Genomic DNA, 17,024 nt, shown 5'->3' with positions numbered 1-17,024 from the left:
GCAGGCGCCGGCCCGGTAGCCTGACACCCCCGGCCGGCCTCCCCCGGCCGGCCAGGCGTCAGGCCGCGGTGATGCCGCCGGCCAGCCAGGCGATGCCGCGCCGAAGCAGCTCCCGGTGTTCCGGTGACTCGAAAGAGGGCGCATCATGGCCCAGTGCGTCGTAGAACGTCCTGGCCCCGCCGCGGACGTGGGACCAGGCCACGGGATGCAGGGCGCCGTCGTGCCGGTGCCGGGCATGGACCGACACGGACGGGTTGACGCGCAGCCAGCTGTAGCGCTCGTCGGAGAGTTCGAAGTCCGGAATTCCGGCTGCCAGCGCGCCGGATCCGGGGTCCACCAGAATGTGCGCGGTGCCGTACTCGGGGTGCATAGACGTTCCGCGGACCCACCGGCCGCCGAGTGCGTCCTCCCAGGCCGGGGAGTCCACGAAACTCGTTGAACTGACATGGCTGGCCAGGATCGGCCGGCCGCCGGACACCCAGGCCTCCAGTCCCCGAGCCGCGGCCGCCGTGCCGGGGGACGTCCCGCCGTCGCGGGGCAAACCAACGTTGACGGCAAGCAGATCCGGCCACGCCGCGTGGGTTCCCAGCCCCGCCAAGGCGGCATCGACGTCGTCCGCCGTCTCCACCTCGAAGCCCCCTTCCTGCAGCAGCGCCGCGAGGGCGGCGGACGTTTGGGCGAACGGATGCCACGGGTCCGCGTAGCGGCCGGTGCCGCTCAGGAGCAGTGCCCTGGCAGACGTCAACCTGCCCGCCGTCACAGGGAATCCTGGAGGACGTTTCCGGGCTGCTGACGGGGCGCGCCCAGCGACGAGTCGCGCACAATCAGTTCCGGGTTGAGGTCGATGCGGTGCACGGGCCGCATCCGGCCCTCGGCCAGCCGTGCCGCCATGAGCTGCACGGCCACCTTGCCGACGTAGCGTTTGGGCGGCCTGACAGCGGAAATGGCCGGTTCCGCCAGGTAGGCCACTTCGTCGTCGTAGCCCACGATCGCCATGCTTCCCGGCACGTCCACCCCCCGGTCCACGCAGTGCTGGACAAACGCCACGGCCTGGGTGTCCGAATGCACCAGCATGGCAGTTGTCTCCGTCTCCCGGCAGCGCTGCAGGACGTGGTCGAAATGCTTGGCGCGGTGGTCGTTGTCCAGTTTGGCGGAGTCTTCGTGGACGGATTTTTCGACCGGAATTTTCAGGGCGGCCATCGCCTGCTGCCAGCCGCGCACCACGTGCGGACTGGTGGGGCTGGTGGAGTCCGTGAGGCACCCGATCATGCGGTGGCCTTCCTGCCACAGATGGCGGACGGCCATGCCCGCCCCGAACGCGTGGTCGGTTGCCACCCATTCCAGCCGGTGTGCCGGGACCTCCGCCGGCGACCGGCGCTCGGTCAGGACCACCGGAATGGGCAGGGCGTTGAGCCAGCGCAGCAGCTCCTGGCCGTGTTCGCCCGACATGTCCGGTGCCACGATCAGCCCGTCGATGTTCTGGATGTCGAGAAGGGCCTGGACCTGCCGGCGGTTGTCTGCGGCGTCATAGGCGGAGCCGCGGACCAGGATCCGGAGGTTCTGCTCCTCGGCTTCCTCCCGCGCGCCGCTGATGACCTGCGGCCAGTAGTAGTCCAGCGACGGCACCACCATGCCGATGGAGTAGCCGTGCGATGAGGGCTTGCCGGCAACCGCGGAACGGTCCAGCGGGCTCCGCAGCGTGGCGCCGCCGTGCACGCGGGATACCAGGCCTTCGTCGGCGAGGATGTTGACGTCGCGGCGGATGGTCAGTTCGCTGACGCCAAGCTTGGCGGCGATGTCGCGTACGGTGATGGCGCCGTGCGCGCGCAGCTCCTCCATGAGCCGCTCACGACGCTGGAGGGAGAACAGCGACTTGCCGCCCGCTTCCGGGCTGGATTCAGGACTCATTTCGTTGCCTCCACGGTAAGGGTGAATGCGCCGGAGGCGCGGGTTTCGGCGGGCATGCGGAACCGCAGGCGGGTCAGTTTGTGGCCCCACACGTCGCGCAGCAGCGGATCGTCGAGGTGCCATTCGTCCACGAGGACGACGGCGGTAGCCGGCTTCCAGCGCAGGCGCATGCCCTTGCCGCCGGCCACAGTCGGGATGCCGTCCGGCATGACGGTCGCCGTCGCGTCATTACCGATGCTCAAGGTGCCGGCGACGAGGAAGCTGATGTCGACGTCGTCCGTCCCGCCGGAAGCTGTCCCTTCTCCGGCCGCGCCTTCCGGGGACGGCGGCAGGTTCCATCGGTCGTCGATCACCACAGCCCCGAGTTCCTGGTTGAGCAGGGATGTGCGGATCCATTGCTCGGCGTGGTCCAATCCGTAGGCTTCGCCAAGCCCGAGCGCGAGCGTCGGTTCCTCCGGCGTCGGCTCCTGGATGACCATGGCGGCGAACCCTTTACCGGTTCCCTGTTCGAGGCCGAAGGGCGCAGGAACGCTGTGCCAGGCGCTCTGCATGGCCCGGATGTCATAGCGATCGGGTCCGAACGTCTTGGCGGTGTAGGTGGGTTGCCCGGCATCCACCAGCAGGGGCACGCCGTCGACGGCGACCACGACCGACCCGACGTCGCGGTGGTTGTGGTGCTCGCCGTTGTGCCCGCCCTTCGCGGCCAGGGTGAGGCCCTCCGTGGTGCCCGGAGTTTGCCGCGCCACCATGATCTGCACCGACGGGAGGTACGTTACCCAACCAGGTAGCAGTTGTTGTCGTTCTGAGCCCTCAAAACGACCTCTGCTGCTACCTGGTTGGGAGGGGGAGAGCAGAGAGTGAAGCACTCGGCCGAGTCCCGCCGACGAATGCGGTTCCGGGTTGGCGAAGACGGCGGCGTGCCGGGCGGCTTCCGCGTCGCCCAGCCGGACGGCCCAGCGGTGCAGCATGTCCCACGGGAGCCCCTCGGCGGCGCGTGCCGGGCCGTCGGCCACGTTGAGGAACCACCGGTGGCCCAGGTGCATGCGGTGCGGGAAGGCGACCAGCGCGCGGATGACCGGGAGATCGGCGTCGAGCATCCCGCCGGTGGCTTGTTCCAGGACAGCGAGTCCTTCGAGTGCCCGGCCGGCGCCGTTCCACCAGTAGGCGAAGCCTTCATCGATGGCGCCGTCGGCCGGGATCGAGGCAAGGAAGCGGTCAAGGCCCTCGATGCAGCGGGCGACGGTGCGGGCCTGCAGCCCGGGATCGTCCACCAGCAGCAGAGCGGCGGCGATGATGTTCGAGTGGATCCAGGGGTTCCAGTTGTGAACATCCCCGTCGAGTCCGAGCCAGTGCCAGTCGAGCCGGTCCAGGAACGGCCCGATCACGCGGTGGTGTGTCTCGTCCCGCAGGCGCTTCCGCAGCCCGGGTGCGCGCTCGTCCAGCTGCTCGCCGAGGACCAGGTCCAGCCAGGCGAGCTGGGCTGCGATCTCGCCGGCACCGAGATCCAGGTATGGCCGCGTGCGGTCCGGGACCACGTCGCCGGCACGGGTGAAGACGTCGTCGTGCGCGGCCCAACTCCAGGAGCTCTGCTCGCACAGGAGGTACGCGCCGTCGATCACTTCATCGAGCCAGGCGTCCGCCTCGCCGTCCGCCCCGCGCGGCAATGCAGCCATCACGACGGCGCGCGTCAGCCGCTGCTGCCGTTCCGCCACGAGTCCCTCGTACGCTGTGCGGTTTCCGTCGCGGAAATACCGGGCGTAGTGGGACACCAGCGGCTGCGGCCAGAGGCTCCCCTTCTCCTCGGCAGCTTGGGCGATCAGCTGCCCCAGCGGGTGTGCAGCGGCGCGCTGCCACGCGCCGTCGGACGCTGGACGCACGGTGAGACGGTCCCTGGAACCCTGCAGGGCATTGGTCAGCGCGCGGCCGGCAGCGTTGGTGCCCCAACCGGCGAGAAGCGGTTGCGTGCGGGACCGGGGCGGCGCCTCAACAGCGGCGGTGCCGGTGGGTTTTGCCATGCTGGATTCTTCCCTCGTGTGTTCGAATCTGAATGTTTTAGATCGACTTCGATCGAATTGAATGAACTGTCTTGTTTATGAGTATGTACCGATTATTAGATGTGATGCAACACATAAATAACCGGTCGAACAGGCCGACCAAGAACCCGAAGGGAGGATCCCCTCAATGTCGCTCAAGCCCCAGGCACTGCTGGTCATGAATAGCGGAACCTTTGCCGACCAGTTCGACTCCACGCGACTGAAGCGGCTGGCAGGACTGGTCGACCTTGGTGGACAGCAATGGACGGATTCCCTGGATACGCCGGAACTTGCCGGGCGCCTGGAAGAGGTGGAGATCCTCCTCACCAGTTGGGGAGTTCCCCGGCTCACGGCTGAGCGGTTGGAGCGCATGCCCAAGCTGCGGGCCGTCTTCCACTGTGCAGGAACAGTCCGGAGCTTCGTCAGCGACGAGCTGTGGGAGCGCGGCATCCTGGTGACCAACGGAGCGGACGCCAACGCGATCCCGGTCGCCGAATTCACCTTCGCCTCGATCGTCCTCGCCGGCAAGAAGGCCCACGTCCTGGCCAACGATGCCCGCACTTTCCGTACTGACTGGAGCTACACCACGGCCCGCGGCGAGCTTGGCAACATCGGCCGCACGGTCGGCGTCATCGGCTTCTCCCGCATCGGCCGCAGGGTGGTCCAGCTGGTCCGGCAACTCCAGGACGTGACCTGCCTGGTCAGCGATCCCCACGCCGATCCGTTTGAGGTGGCGGCAGCCGGCGGCACGCTGGTGACGCTTGAGGATCTCCTGCCGGTGTCCGACGTCGTCACCATCCACGCACCTGCACTGCCGGAAACCCGCCACATGATCAGCACACGGGAGCTTCGCGCCATGAAGGACCACGCGACGCTGATCAACACCGCCCGCGGCTCGCTGGTTGACACGAAAGCACTCGAAGCCGAGTGCGCCACCGGACGCATCGTTGCCCTGCTGGACGTCACGGAACCCGAGCCCCTGCCCGCGGACTCCAGGCTGTACGACTTCCCGAATGTGATCATCACGCCCCACATCGCCGGCTCCCTCGGAACAGAAACCCGGAGGATGTCCGATGCCGCCCTGGACGACCTTGAGCGGTACCTCGCCGGCAAGGACCTCCTGGCCCAGGTAGTACACGAGGACCTCGGCCTCAGCGCCTAGGCCCGGCCCCACCAAGCCGCACCTGCGGCAGACCCAACCCCCTCATAAGGAGAACGCAATGAAGCGCACAACCCTCGCCGCGATCGCCCTGGCGGTGACTGCAGGGCTTGGCCTTACCGGCTGCGCCGGTGCCGCCGGTCCCGCCGAACCCCAGGCCGCCGAAGGCAAGACCCGGCTGACCGTCTCGGTCTGGAACTACGAGGGCACCCCCGAGTTCAAAGCCCTCTTCGACGGCTACGAAGCTGCCAACCCCAACATCGACATCGAACCTGTCGACATCCTGGCAGACGACTACCCCCAGAAGGTCACCACCATGCTCGCCGGCGGCGACACCACCGACGTGCTCACCATGAAAAACGTGATCGATTACTCCCGCTATGCCAGCAACGGCCAGCTGCAGGAGATCAACAGCGTTGTGGACACGGTGGGCAAGGACAACCTCGCGGGCCTGGACGCCTTCGACATCGACGGCAAGTACTTCGCCGCGCCCTACCGGCAGGACTTCTGGCTGCTGTACTACAACAAGGACATGTTCAAGGCTGCCGGAGTTGAGGACCCGAAGGACCTGACCTGGGAGAAGTACTCGGAGATCGCCAAGAAGCTGACCACCACTGCTGACGGCAAGAAGGTGTACGGCACCTACCATCACATCTGGCGTTCGGTGGTCCAGGCCATTGCGGCAGCGCAGAACGGCGGGGACCAGGTCAGCGGAGACTACGGCTTCTTTGAGGAGCAGTACAACACTGCCCTGGACCTGCAGAAGAGCGGCGCCACCCTGGACTTCGGTACGGCGAAGAGCCAGAAGACCAGCTACCGCACCATGTTCGAGACCGGGCAGGCTGCCATGATGCCCATGGGCACCTGGTACATCGCCGGCATCCTGCAGGCCAAGAAGGACGGCAAGACCAACGTCAACTGGGGCCTGGCGCCGTTGCCGCAGAAGGACTCCGACGGCAAGGTCTCCACGTTCGGGTCTCCCACCGCGTTCGCAGTGAACAAGAACGCCGCACACACGGATGAGGCCAAGAAGTTCATCGAGTGGGCGGCCGGCAAGGAAGGCGCCAAAGCCATCTCCAAGATCGGCGTTGTGCCGGCCCTGCAGAACGAGTCCGTCACGGCGGAGTACTTCAAGCTGGACGGGCTGCCCACCGACGAGCTCTCCAAGAAGGCGTTCGCCCCGGACGAGACCGCCCTTGAAATGCCGGTAAGCGACAAGTCCGCTGCTACGGACAAGATCCTCAACCAGGAGCACGACCTGGTCATGGTGGGCGAACGATCGGTGGCCGACGGCATCACTGAAATGGGCAAGCGCGTCAGGGACGAAGTCCTGAAGTAACCATGACTACTGAAACAATCACCCAGGCTGCTGGCCCGGCACGGACCGCACCCCACAGCCGCGGCAACAGGAAGCAGGCCAGGCGCAACACGCTGATCGGCTGGACGTTCATCCTTCCAAACTTCCTGGGCTTCCTGGCCTTCACGCTCATCCCTGTCCTGGCCGCTTTCGCCCTCTCCTTCATGGAATGGACCTCGTTCAGTGCTCCCCGCTGGGTGGGCCTGGCCAACTTCCAACGCATGATCGCCAGCGACTCGTTCTGGGTGGCCCTGCGCAACACTGTGGTCTACGCGCTCGGCCACGTCCCCCTCACCATGGCCCTCGCCCTGGTCCTGGCAATGCTGCTGAACCGCAAGCTCAAGGGAATCGGCTTCTTCCGGGTGGCCATCTTCTTCCCTTACATCACCTCCCTGGTGGCTGTCGCCGTCGTCTGGAACATGCTGTTCAGCCCGGACAGCGGCCCCATCAACCAGTTCCTGCACGCGATCGGCATCGCCGAGGCACCCGGGTGGACCTCCAGCTCGGACTGGGCGCTTCCGGCCGTCATCATCACCAGCGTGTGGCGCGACATGGGCTACTACATGGTCCTGTACCTCGCTGGCCTGCAGGCGATTCCCACCGAGCTCTATGAGGCCGCCGAAGTGGACGGTGCCAGCGCCTGGCAGCGCTTCTGGAACGTCACGATCCCCTCGCTGCGGCCCACCACGTTCTTCGTGGTGGTGATGCTGACGGTCTCCAGCTTCAAGGTGTTCGACCTGATCGTCGTCATGACCAACGGCGGCCCCGGACGTTCCACCACCGTGCTGTCCCAGCTGATCTACCAGGAGGGCATTGGAGAAGGGAAGTTCGGCTACTCGTCGGCCATCTCGCTGGTCCTGTTCCTCATCGTCCTGACGGTCACCGTCCTGCAGTTCAAGATCCAACAGCGGAGGGAACGCTGATGACCAACATGGCTGAAGACCTCAAAGCCCATGAGCTCAGGGCCGGGGCGCCGTTCATCGGGCCCGGCCCGGCACGGACGCCGGAAGACCGCCGTCATACGCAGCGCAGGCGATCCACGCGCGAACAGAAGAAACGGACCGCGAACGTCATCATCTACGGCGTCCTGGCGGTGCTGGTCCTGGCGCTCCTGGTGCCGTTCATCTGGATGCTCTCCTCCTCCCTGAAGGAGAACAACCAGGTCCTCACGGTCCCCATCCAGTGGATCCCCGCCGAGTTCGTCTGGAGCAACTACACGGACATCTGGACCCGCATCCCAATGATGGGCTACCTGCAGAACTCGCTGTACCTCGCGGTGATCATCACCTGCCTGCAGGTCCTCACCGGGTCCCTCGCGGCCTACGGATTCTCCAAGGTCCGCTTCCCTGGCCGCGACGTGCTCTTCCTCTGCTACATCGGCACCATCGCCGTGCCGTGGCAGGCCTACATGGTGCCGCAGTACATCATGATGCAGCAGCTGGGACTGACCAACAGCTTCAACTCGCTCATCCTGCTGCAGGCGTTCGGCGCCTTCGGTGTGTTCCTGATGCGCCAGTACTACATGACCATTCCGGATGAACTGTGCGAGGCCGCACGCATCGACGGACTCAGCGAATACGGCATCTGGGCCCGGGTGATCCTGCCCCTGTCCAAGCCGGCCCTCGCCAGCCTGGCGCTGCTGACCTTCGTCAACACGTGGAACGACTACATGGGCCCGTTCATCTACCTCACCAGCAACCGCCTCTGGACCGTCCAGCTGGGCCTGCGCTCCTTCGTGGGCCAGTTCGATGCCGAATACGCCATGATCATGACCGGCTCCGTGATCTCCGTGATCCCGATCCTCATCATCTTCCTGATCGGCCAGCGCTACTTCATCCAGGGCATCGCGACGAGCGGGATGAAGGGGTGACCACTGTGGTTCAGCACACGATCAGGCAGAAGCCGCGCCGCTGGACCGGGCCGGGATTCGAAACCTTCGGAAGCATCTTCGGGTTCGTCTACACCTTCCTGGCCGGGAACGTCCTGCTTGCCGTGGCGAACGCACCGCTGGTGCTCTGTCTCGCCCTGGTGGCTGATCCCGCAGCCGCCTGGCCGTTCTTCCTGGCGCTCTCGGTCACCGTGGCGCCGTCGCTCGCCGGCATCTTCGCCGCCTTCCGTGCACTGAACGACGACGGCGGCGCGGTCAAGCCGGTTGCCGCCTTCCTGCGCGGATACACGCGCAGTTTCCGGCGGGCCGCACCGCTCGGTTTGGGGGCGGTAGCCGTGCTGCTGTTCCTCGGCGTGGACCTGGTGATCGTCCAGGCCATGCCGGCCGCGGCGGTCCTGGTGCCGCTGATCGTCGTAGCAGCCGCCGTCACGGTAAGCCTCGCCGTGACGGCGACAGCCGGCGTCGTTCTCCTGCCTGAGGCGACGCTGAAGGGCGTCCTCAAGGCATCCCTGTACCTCAGCATCCGGCGCTGGTACCTGAGCCTTGCCATGCTGGTCCTGCTCGGCATCATCGTTTCAGCTGCCCTCCTGCAGCCCGTGATGGGCGTTGCACTGGCGCCGGCGCCACTGCTGTTCGTCGTCTGGAGCAACGCTTCCTTCGCGTTCCACGCAGTATTGCGTAACGAGTAACTGCGCCGTTGGGCTGTGTGCCGCAAGCCTAGGCTGGGGTGATGGGAAACGACGCGCGGACGCAGCAGCTGTTCGACTGGTGTGCGAGCCGGCTCGGCCCCGGGGAGCTGGTTCAGCTGGTTCCTGCTGCGGGCGGCCAGATGTCGAATGTCTACCGGTACCTCATGGAAGCCAATTCCGCGGTGGTCAAGGTCCGTTCAGAGCCGCTTGAACGGGTCAAACGTTGCCTTGACGCGCAGCGCCTGGCAGCCAGGAACGGATTTCCCTGCGCCATGCCGCTGGGAGAGGCAGAGGCACTCGACGCCACTGGCGTCGTTTCATCGGAAGAATGGCGCCCCGGCGGCGAAATGCTCCGGGGCCACGACGGTGACTCGGCCCGCCGCTCCGCCATCCTCCTGGCCGAACTCGTGGCACTTCTCGAACGACGGCCCGCGAAAGCCCTGGACCCACCGCCGCCCTGGATGAACTGGAATCCTCCCGGAGGCGGGTTGTGGCCACCGAACGGTCCAATTGACCGGATGGATCAAGCCCCCGTACCGGACATCATCCGGGAGTGCGCCCGCCGTGCCGCCTCGAGGCTCCGCCGCTCGGCGCTGCCCCACGTCCTCGGCCACGGCGACTGGGAGGCCCAGAACATCCGGTGGAAAGACGGCCGGCCCTGGTCGGTGTACGACTGGGACAGCCTCGTGTCCCTTCCCGAAGCAGCCATCGTCGGAGCCGCATCGGGTGCCTTCGCCAGCACGGAAGTTCCCACCCTGGCTCCGATCGGGAGCTCAGACATATTTCTCGACTCATACGAGTCGGCCCGTGCCCGCACCTTTAGCGACGACGAACGGGAGATCGCCTGGGCGGCCAGCATGTGGCCGGCCCTCCACAACGCACGGGGCGAGCACCTGTTCCGCTCGGACCCGGTTGCGTCCGTGGCAGTCCTGGAGCAATCGGAAGAACGCCTCAACCTTGCCAAAGCCTGACCCCGGTGGCCGCTAAGCACCCCCGGTCCGAGATTGGGCCGGGGGTGCTTCTGCGACTACTGACGGGCGGCCGTACCTAGTTCTTCACCACCATGATCCAGCTCAGCTGGACGTCGTTGGCGGTGGTCGGGGCCAGATTGACGTTGAGCTTGCCTGCAGCGTCCGGAGACTGGGCGGCGTAGCTCACCGTGGTGTCCGTTCCGCCGATCCGCTGGCTGGCGGCCACCACCGTCCCGTTGATGCTGATCCTGGCCGCCCGGGTCGGCGCTGAGGAGGCCCACGGGTCAAAGAGACCCACGTACACCGTGTACTGGCCGGGATCCAGCGCTCCGAACACGTAGGACAGGTCCTTGCGGGCGGCCGTCCTGGTGACGTAGCGCAGGGTGGAGAACATCGAACTTCCCGACGTCGTGGCGGTGCCGGGGTTGTCATAGCCCCACACCTTGCCCGTGGCCGGATCGGCGCCCAGCGGCTGGTCCTTCGCCGAGTTGGACAGCGGGCCGAGGGCGGACACGGCGTCCCGCAGTTCGGCGTAGTCAGCGGTGTCGGCACCGCCGGGATCGGCCAGGTAGACCGTGCCGGCCGGCACCACCAGGACACTGTAGTTGGTGCTCCTGCCGTTGGAGGCGAACGTCGCCGTGACCGTGGCTGTGCCCGGCGTGCTGAACGCCGCGCCGCTCCAGGTGACTGCCGTCGTCGTCGTTGTTCCGTTCTGGGTGATGACGGCGGTGGCGGGCAGCGCGGCGGGGCCTGCCCCGAGAGCCACCTGCCGCGGGACGTCCATCTGGACGCTGAACTTTCCGCGGTTCTCGAGGTCTGACAGCTTCCAGGTGTCGTGCCAGTCGAAGGTGAGTCCGCCGTTGGCGTCGAACGTCATGGGCAGCCACACCTGGGGTGCATTGGCTAGGTCCGACGGCGTCCAGCGGTCGCCCATGTAGATGAACTTTCCGGCTGCCGCGTCCACCGGGATGACGGCGGTGCTCTGCGAGGAGAACGTGGTGTTGGCGTTCGGACCCACGGCCGGGTTGCCGTGCTGCGTCCAGGGCCCGATGGGGGACGCCGCCGTGGCGTAGCGGGCCGGATTGGCTGTCCAGCCTGTGGCTCCGGACGTGATCATGTAGTACGTGCCGTCGTATTTGAACATGGCAGGGGCCTCCCGCTGCTGGCCCTGGAAGTTGCGGCTGAAGTCCACCCCGTTCACGGACCGCGACGGCGGCACGTTCAGGTACATGTAGCTGGCGTTGAGCCGCGAAACGTACATGGTGCGGTTCTCCTCGCTCGAGTAGACGATGTACCCGGTCTGGGCGGCGTCGTCGTCCTGGAAGAGGTTCATGTCCCGGGCCATGCCCAGCTGGGACGGGTGCTGGTTGTCCGGATCGTCCGCGGGGATCTGGTCCAAGCGGTAGCTGTCCACGTAGCGGAACGGCCCGAACGGAGAGTCGGACACCGCGACGCCGGCCTGGGCCTTGGCGTACTGCGCGTTGGAGGTGGCGGAGGGCCCGTCGGCGTGGACCCACAGGACCCACTTGCCGGTGGCCTTGTTGTAGATGACCTTGGGGCGTTCCAGGACCACTGCCCGGCCTTCGGAGTTGCCGGAACCGTTGCTGTCCAGGTCGCGGAACACGGCGTCCTTCTCGTGTGCCGTGTAGTCGGCGTAGAGGGCCGTGAAGTACGGGTCAGTGTCCAGCTGCGCGCGGGAAGTCAGGGCCTTCAGGGCCAGCCCTTCGTCCTTCCAGTTGTAGAGGTCGTAGGAGGAGTAGGCGTGCACTCCGGGCATGGGCTGGTAGCCGTTGGACCGGTCCTCGCCGTACCAGTAGTAGACGGTCCTGCCGTTGGCGTCCTTGGTCGGGATGACGTGGCCGCCATGGGCCTGGATGGCCTTGGCGTTGTTGTCCAGCCAGGGCTGCCCCGGCCGGAAGGAATCGTAGCTGACCAGTTTGCGCAGGCCTTTGCTGGCGGCGTCGATCGCCTCGTAGGACGCCTTGATCGCAGCCGCATCCGTGGACGAAGCGCCCACCAGCGACTGCGCCGCAGCGATCTTCTGCTTGAGGGCATCAACGCTGTCGGCCGCGTACAGGGATGCCTGGTCGGGGCCCAGGCTGGCCTGGCGGATCTTTTCGGCGAGCAGTTCCGTGGTGTAGTCCAATGGCTTCCGGACCAGCACGAAGTTCAGGGCCGGGTCATGGAAGGTGTTGGTGCGGCCTGCCTGGCTGTGGGCCTGAAGGTTAAGGGTGCCGTCCGTGACCTGCACTGTGGCCGTCTTTTCCAGCGCGGTGTTGCTGGCGGCAGCGGTTCCCACGATGGCGCCTTCGGCCATGAGGTCCATCGTGCGGCCGCCCCAGCCGCCGGGCAGCTTGAAGCCGAACGTGACGTCATAGCTGCCGTTGGGCAGGTCGAAGTTGTACTTCACCGCGCGCTGGTCCAGCACGGAACCGGCAGGCGGGGCGTCGTACAGGATCGAGTCGTACTTTCCCGTGGTGCTGTTGGTATTGGCTTTCGGGTTGGAAGACGCGTCGGAGACGTAGCCCCAGCTGCCGCCGGTCTTCGCGTCAGTTCCCAGCGGCTGGTCTGAACGGGACTGGAAGACGCCCAGCGTGTCCCCGTCGGCCACGGTGTCCGTCACTGCTGCGCCGCTGTTGGCGAAGTAGAGCACGCCGTTGGTGGCGACCAGCTGAGCAAGGGTCGGTTCCGGGAATCCCGCCGGAGCCTCTTCGGCCGCCACGGCCGGGACTGCCGGGATCAGGAGGGACGCGCCGACGGCGGCAGCCAGTGTTGCTCCTGCTGCGCGCCGGGCGCCGGCCCGGGGCCGGATCCAGGCGGCTGTGCCGCGCAGGCGCCGGGAGCCGAAGGCGGCGAAGCCGGCTGCCCCCAGCAGTGCCAGCCCGAGCAGTGCCAGCCCGAGGACTCCGGCGGCGGGCAGGGCTGCCCCGGAGGCAGCCGTTGACAGGAACGAAGCCACGGTCAGCTGCGGTGGAACGGCTGCTGCCGGGCCGGACAGCGGAACGGCGGCAGCGCCGCCGTCGTCGGGCCGGGTGAACAGCACGCTGTGCGCCTCGCCGGCGGCCAGCGCCACAACCTTGGTGCCCAGGCCGGCGGGGAGCGTGCTTTGGCCCGCATTGTTCTCGCCCCAGGCGAAGACCTTGCCGGACGCAGTGGCCGCCAGGCTGTGGAAGCCGCCGGCAGCAATCGCCGTGACTTTCTCGGAACCTAGTTCCGCCGGCACGTTGAGCTGGCCGTACGTGTTGTCGCCCCAGGCCAGGACCTTGCCGTCGGCGCTGAGGGCGAGCGAGTGCTTCACGCCGGCGGAGATCGCACCGATGGTGGCGGTTTTCACGGCCTCCGGAAGCTCGAGCTGCCCGAAATCGCTCCGGCCCCATGCCGTGACTTTCCCGTCCGAGGTGAGGGCCAGGTTGAAGCCGGCGCCGGTTGCGGTCTGTTTGACCTGCTTGCCCGCCAGTTCAGCGGGGACGTGGTTCTGGGCAAAGGCGTTGTCTCCCCACGCGACAAGTGTCCCGTCGGTTTTGCGGGCGAGGGAATTGCTGCCGCCGGCGGAGATTCCCTGGACGCCGGCTTGCGCGCCGGCGGGAACGGTTGCCTGTCCGGCGGAGTTGCCGCCCCAGGCGGTCACGCGGCCGTCCTCGGACAGGGCGAGTGAATGGGTGGCGCCCGCCGCAACGGCCTTGAACTTTGTCTTGCCGGTGTCCGGGAGCGTGCCCTGCCCGGCGGTGTTGGAGCCCCAGGCGAGGAGCCGGCCGGGCTGCGTCAGGGCAACTGTGTGGGCGTTGCCCGCCGCCAGCTGCACGATGGAGTCGTTTTTGTAAGCGGCGGGGAGGGTGGTTTGCCCTGCCGTGTTGGCGCCGAAGGCAAACAGGTAGGTGGGTTCGGAGGTGGGGGAAGGCGCTGGCGCCGGCGTGTCGGCGGCAGTCGCGGCGCCGGCGCCTGTGTGGCTCGTGGCAGCGATGGCCAGGGCTGCCAGGGCAGCCCTGAGTCTCGGGCGAAGCATCATCGGTTCTCCAAGGGTGAGGTGAAGTTGGGTGTGAATCCACTAGCGTCCCGGGCTGGGGAACCGGGCTGGAATCCAAACTATTCGGACAACCCGCGCTTTTCAATAGCTCTTATTAAATGGTTTGAAATAAGTATGCGGAGGTTTCCTTGGCTCGTGGCGGTCAAGGAAACCGCCGCTCAGCGGGGCGGGGTTAGGTGCGGCGGGCCGTTGTCAGATCCGGCGGTCCGTTGGCCGCTGGATCCGGAACCAGCGGTAGCCGTAGCGTTCCAGCTCCAGCTCGAATCCGCCGTCGTCCGCCAAGGCGATGTTTTCGCCGTCGAGCAGGTCCAGCAGGATGGCTCCGCCGAACGTCTCCTCCGGATCTTCCGGCGACGAAACCCTTGCGGTGACGGAGGCCGGCTGTGCGGCCATGTTGTGGGCCAGGACCAGCGTTGAACCTGCGCGGGTGCAGCTGTGCAGGAGCACGCCCGGATTGGGCTGCTTGATGAGTTCGAATTCGCCCCAGCTGAGCTCGGGACTTTCCCGGTAGCTTCGGATGAGCGCGGCGATGAAATTCCACAGCGAGTCCGGGTCGCGTTTGGCCCGGGCGGCGTTGATGTTCTTCGGCCCGAAGTAGCCGTCGACCACCTGGGCCACCAGCTGGTCCGCCGGCGCCGTGGAGAATCCGCCGTTTTCCGTGTCATTCCACTGCATCGGGGAGCGTACGGCGGAGCGGCCCTTGGCCCGCAGGTCCTCACCCATCCCGATTTCCTCGCCGTAGAAAAGGACCGGGGTTCCGGGGAGGGAGAACATCAGCGAATACACCATGCGGATCCGGGCGGGATCGCCGTCGAGCATGGGGGGCAGGCGGCGCCGGAGCCCCCGTCCGTACATCTGCATGTCCGGGTCCGGGCCGAAGGCGGCAAAGACTTCCGCCTTCTCCTCGTCGCTGAGCTTGTCCAGCGTCAGCTCATCGTGGTTGCGGACGAACATGGCCCACTGGTTGTCCGGGTGGATGGCGGGCCTGCCGACCAGGGTCTTGGCCAGCGGCCGTGCGTCCTCCCTGGCCAGGGAGAGGTAGATGTTCTGCATTGAGAGGAAGTCGAACTGCATATTCAGTTCGTTTCCGTCCGGCCCGCCGAAGTACTTCAGCTGGTCCTTATACGGCAGGTTGACCTCGCCCAGCAGGATGGCGCTGCCGTTCCGCCTGTTGATGAAGCTGCGCAGCGCTGCCAGGTAGTCGTGCGGGTCGATCTTTCCCGCATCCTCCTTGGACACGCCCTGCAGCTCCAGGAAGAACGGCACGGCATCCAGCCGGAAGCCGTCCAGCCCCATCTGGAGCCAGAAGCCCATGGACTTGGCGATCTCGTCCCGGACCTTCGGGTTGGCGACGTTCAGGTCCGGCTGGTGCTTGGCGAACATGTGCAGGTACCACTCGCCGGTGGCCTTGTCCTGGGTCCAGATGGATGTTTCCTCACCGGGGAACACCACCTGTTCCGAGGTGTCCGGGGGAGTGTCCTTCCGCCAGACGTAGTAATCGCGGTAGGGGTTGTCCACGGACTTCCGGGATTCCTTGAACCAGGGGTGCCTGTCCGAGGTGTGGTTGATGACGAAGTCCGCGATGACACGCATTCCCCGGTCCTTTGCCGTCCTGATGAACTCCACCACGTCGCCCAGGGTACCGAGCCTGGGGTCGACGCCGTACATGTCGGTCACGTCGTAGCCGTCGTCCCGGTCCGGTGACGGGTAGAACGGCATGAGCCAGATGCACGTGACACCCAGGGCCGCCAGGTAATCCACGCGCTGGATCAGCCCACCGAAGTCCCCGGTGCCGTCGCCGTCGTCGTCGAAAAAGGTTTCCGGATCCAGGCAGTAGATCACAGCGTTCTTCCACCACAGGTCGGAGGTCTGCGCAATCCTCACGCTGTCACCTCGCGGGAAGACTTCTCCCGCAGCCGGGGGAGAACGTGTTCAGCGAACGCCCCGATGAAAGGCTTCTGCTCCTGCCCCACGAAGTGCAGGTACAGTTCGTCGAAGCCCAGCTCCGCGTATTCCTGGAGCCAGATGGCGTGCTGCTCGAGGCTGGACGAGATGTTGACGGCCTTGCGCACCTGGTCCTCGCCGACGTCGGTGCTGACGCCGTCAAAGTGGGCGGCGGTGGGCAGGTCCCAGGGGATGGGCGGGGCGAAGACGTTGGAGCGCCACTGGTCCATGGCAATGGAAACCGCATCCTCCTCCCGCGGCGCCCAGGACAGGTGGATCTGGAGGACTGCCTTGCCCCGGCCGCCGTTGTCCCGGTAGGCGGCGAGCATTTCCGTCAGCTTCGCGTGCGGCTGGTTTACCGTGACCAGCCCGTCTGCCCATGTCGCGGCGCGCCGGGCGGTCTCCACGCTGATCGCCGGTGCGATCAGCGGCGGCTTGGTGTCCGGAACGTCCCAGAGGCGGGCCTGTTCCACGGTGACCAGGCCGTGGTGGGTTACCTCCTCGCCGTTGTGCAGGCGGCGGATGACGTCAACGCACTCCTCCAGGCGCTGTTGGCGGGTCTCCTTGGCCGGCCATGCGTCGCCCGTGATGTGCTCATTCATGTTCTCCCCGCTGCCCGGCGCCATCCAGAACCTGCCTGGAAACATGTCCGCCAGGGTGGCCGAGGCGTGCGCGATGATGGCCGGGTGGTAGCGCTGGCCGGGAGCCGTGACCACACCGAAGCGGAGGGACGTGGTGGCCAGTGCCGCGCCCAGCCAGGACCAAGCGAAGCCGGAATGGCCCTGCCGGGCGGACCACGGCTCGATGTGGTCCGAACACATGGCCGCGTCGAATCCTGCCTGCTCCGCCAGTTGGACGTCATGGAGCAGTTGGCCCGGGCTGATCTGTTCATGCGATGCGTGAAAACCGATAGTAGCCATCGTTAATGTCTACTATCGGGGCGGGGGAGTGTCGAGGAAAACCGGGGCCGGCTTGAAACTATCCACCGCCCGGAACCGGCTTGTGCGCGGGATCGTGCCGCGGCACTCCGGCGGAGCCGGAGCTTTCTGCA

12 protein-coding genes are annotated in these 17,024 nt (G+C 66.6%); 6 read left to right on the top strand and 6 right to left on the bottom strand.

The window, feature by feature from the left end; all coding sequences use genetic code 11:
- Positions 1–58: 58 nt before the first annotated feature.
- The 3 genes from AB0N24_RS07930 to AB0N24_RS07920 are packed head-to-tail and all read right to left on the bottom strand — an operon-like array spanning position 59 to position 3,923.
- Positions 59–760 carry a ThuA domain-containing protein gene (locus AB0N24_RS07930; RefSeq protein ID WP_364122649.1) on the bottom strand — a complete coding sequence of 234 codons (702 nt, stop codon included), beginning with the start codon at positions 758–760 and terminating at the stop codon, positions 59–61.
- On the bottom strand, positions 757–1,908 hold the full coding sequence (locus AB0N24_RS07925; protein ID WP_364122647.1) for a substrate-binding domain-containing protein: 1,152 nt from the start codon (positions 1,906–1,908) through the stop codon (positions 757–759). The genes AB0N24_RS07930 and AB0N24_RS07925 overlap by 4 nt, the downstream gene beginning before the upstream one ends.
- Entirely contained in the window at positions 1,905–3,923 is a 2,019-nt protein-coding gene (locus tag AB0N24_RS07920) for a heparinase II/III family protein (RefSeq protein WP_364122645.1), read from the bottom strand. Before AB0N24_RS07920 ends, AB0N24_RS07925 begins: the two co-directional genes overlap by 4 nt.
- A gap of 166 nt (positions 3,924–4,089) precedes the next feature.
- On the opposite strand from AB0N24_RS07920, the gene AB0N24_RS07915 reads away from it, so the two are divergent.
- The 6 genes from AB0N24_RS07915 to AB0N24_RS07890 are packed head-to-tail and all read left to right on the top strand — an operon-like array spanning position 4,090 to position 10,005.
- Complete coding sequence (locus AB0N24_RS07915; RefSeq protein ID WP_364122644.1) at positions 4,090–5,103, top strand: hydroxyacid dehydrogenase; 1,014 nt, start codon at positions 4,090–4,092, stop codon at positions 5,101–5,103.
- A gap of 58 nt (positions 5,104–5,161) precedes the next feature.
- Positions 5,162–6,439, top strand: coding sequence for a sugar ABC transporter substrate-binding protein (locus AB0N24_RS07910; protein WP_364122643.1), 1,278 nt, complete (start codon positions 5,162–5,164; stop codon positions 6,437–6,439).
- A 2-nt stretch (positions 6,440–6,441) separates the two neighbouring features.
- A complete protein-coding gene (locus AB0N24_RS07905) occupies positions 6,442–7,380 on the top strand; it encodes a sugar ABC transporter permease (protein ID WP_364122641.1) in 939 nt (312 codons plus the stop codon).
- Positions 7,380–8,327: a carbohydrate ABC transporter permease gene (locus tag AB0N24_RS07900; RefSeq protein ID WP_364122639.1), complete on the top strand. Its 948-nt coding sequence runs from the start codon at positions 7,380–7,382 to the stop codon at positions 8,325–8,327. The genes AB0N24_RS07905 and AB0N24_RS07900 overlap by 1 nt, the downstream gene beginning before the upstream one ends.
- A gap of 5 nt (positions 8,328–8,332) precedes the next feature.
- Entirely contained in the window at positions 8,333–9,034 is a 702-nt protein-coding gene (locus AB0N24_RS07895) for a hypothetical protein (protein WP_364122637.1), read from the top strand.
- A gap of 41 nt (positions 9,035–9,075) precedes the next feature.
- Positions 9,076–10,005 carry a phosphotransferase gene (locus tag AB0N24_RS07890; protein ID WP_364122635.1) on the top strand — a complete coding sequence of 310 codons (930 nt, stop codon included), beginning with the start codon at positions 9,076–9,078 and terminating at the stop codon, positions 10,003–10,005.
- A 76-nt stretch (positions 10,006–10,081) separates the two neighbouring features.
- On the opposite strand, the gene AB0N24_RS07885 is transcribed toward AB0N24_RS07890, so the two are convergent.
- From AB0N24_RS07885 to AB0N24_RS07875, 3 genes are all read right to left on the bottom strand, one after another.
- Entirely contained in the window at positions 10,082–14,011 is a 3,930-nt protein-coding gene (locus AB0N24_RS07885; protein WP_364122633.1) for a family 43 glycosylhydrolase, read from the bottom strand.
- A gap of 210 nt (positions 14,012–14,221) precedes the next feature.
- Positions 14,222–15,913: an alpha-amylase family protein gene (locus AB0N24_RS07880; protein WP_364122631.1), complete on the bottom strand. Its 1,692-nt coding sequence runs from the start codon at positions 15,911–15,913 to the stop codon at positions 14,222–14,224.
- Positions 15,910–16,893: a TIGR03885 family FMN-dependent LLM class oxidoreductase gene (locus tag AB0N24_RS07875; protein ID WP_364122629.1), complete on the bottom strand. Its 984-nt coding sequence runs from the start codon at positions 16,891–16,893 to the stop codon at positions 15,910–15,912. Before AB0N24_RS07875 ends, AB0N24_RS07880 begins: the two co-directional genes overlap by 4 nt.
- Positions 16,894–17,024: the final 131 nt, after the last annotated feature.

This window comes from Arthrobacter sp. NPDC093128 (assembly GCF_040683875.1).
Classification (GTDB): Bacteria; Actinomycetota; Actinomycetes; order Actinomycetales; family Micrococcaceae; genus Arthrobacter.
Note: the sequence above shows the minus strand (reverse complement) of the source record. Positions and strands in the feature narration are given on the sequence as shown.